Origin of the sequence: Fictibacillus sp. NRS-1165, assembly GCF_050468105.1 — a bacterium.
GTDB classification, from domain to species: Bacteria; Bacillota; Bacilli; order Bacillales; family Fictibacillaceae; genus Fictibacillus_C; species Fictibacillus_C terrinigri.
On record NZ_JBDPNU010000063.1, the window covers coordinates 1 to 1,477 of the forward strand.

Here is a 1,477-nt window from a genome sequence, read left to right on the forward strand (position 1 = left end):
ACCCTGGTTTTACCCATGAAGAATTTAACGCGTTATCGATGACCTCTTTGTTGATACCAAGTGCTTTTGCGAGCTGCTGTTTGCTGTCATCGCCATTCCCAGGAAGATCTTGCGGGACAATGCCGATCTGTTCGGCCATGCCATTTACGGCAAGCCCATTTCCATTCCGGTCGAGGATCTCCCCCCGTTTTGCCTTATTGGTTTGAACTCTAACCTTATCCCCCTTTTCCATACCGGGGAAAATTTGCGAGTAATCCCAATTTACAAACCAGTTTTTCTTGTCGTCCTTTTCCTGCTCCGCCATTTTTATTTTATGTTTGTATTGAATAGGACCCGCCAACGTATCCATTTTTACTTTGTATGTATACGTCACATTCCCATTCTTGTCTGGATCCGGTTCTTCTTTTGGAATAACCGGTGTTATAGAAATATTTTGTGCATTGATTCCGCCATAAATCGCGGAATATTTTTTCACGAATTCATCTTTTGTCATTTCCTTTTTGCTTTTATCGGAAAGCATGGAGTACATTTTATCAAACTTCATAGATTGCCAGTTTTTCATATATTCTTTTATTGTAGGATCTGGCTTAGGTCCATCCGAACATCCTGCAACCAGGATAAAAAGTAAGGCTATACAAAGAATTGAAATTTTATGTTTCAATCCGTTCCCCTCCTGACTTTGTCTCTCTCTTTCCTTATTTTAATCCATTAAAAAAAAATAACCGAAGTGATAACGCTCACCCTGGCATTCCATTTTTATTTTTAGTTTTCGTATCTTAAGCAACATTTGTGGTTTTCGGCCGATTTATGCAACCGCATCCTTTCACACATCTTTGTTTTAAAATCGAGAAAATTGCCTTGCTCATATGAAAATAGAGCAGGTCCATATTCGATAAATGGATCCATGTGAACTCACCAAAATGTGTCGTGTGTCGGATCCGTTATAATAGGTTCGGCTCCTTTCGGTTTATTAAGTTTCAGTAATTCCACAAGTTGAATTCAATACAAAAATAAGTTGTGATAATCAGAAATTTAGCCCATGGTAATAGTTAGAACTCAATGGGCTTTGTCTGTCGTCTGTCAATTATGTCTTACTATTTGGGTGTTTTTGTCCAACCCCTAGAAAAGGTCCATTTTGAAAAATACCCCTAGATGCGAAGAGAGTGCAACCTTACTCCAGAAAAGCGCCCTATTATGATGCAGCATGACTGGTGTTTTAAACAAGTTTATTTTAATCCCATCCTAAAATCAGAACGGGATTATATGTTTTTAAATAACTTTATTGTCACTAAAAATTTATTACTATACCTTACCTACTTATGGTTGACTTTAAGGGTACCGATTACTTCCTTTGTTGCCTGTGCAATAAGCTTGTCGTTAGAATCAGCGTCCTTTTTATCACGACTAGAAAGTATTGCAAGAACAATAGGATCTCCTTTCGGTGGCCAAATAATAGCAATGTCATTTCGCGTTCCAT

The 1,477-nt window shown here is 38.1% G+C and carries 1 protein-coding gene and 1 pseudogene; both read right to left on the minus strand.

All coding sequences use genetic code 11. The features are described 5' to 3' along the window. The coding region (locus tag ABHN01_RS22500) for an NTF2-like N-terminal transpeptidase domain-containing protein (protein ID WP_429877387.1) at positions 1–661 on the minus strand (661 nt) is incomplete at its 3' end. Between the two features lie 652 nt (positions 662–1,313). Further along, a pseudogene (locus tag ABHN01_RS22505) lies at positions 1,314–1,477 on the minus strand (class A beta-lactamase); the annotation flags it as partial.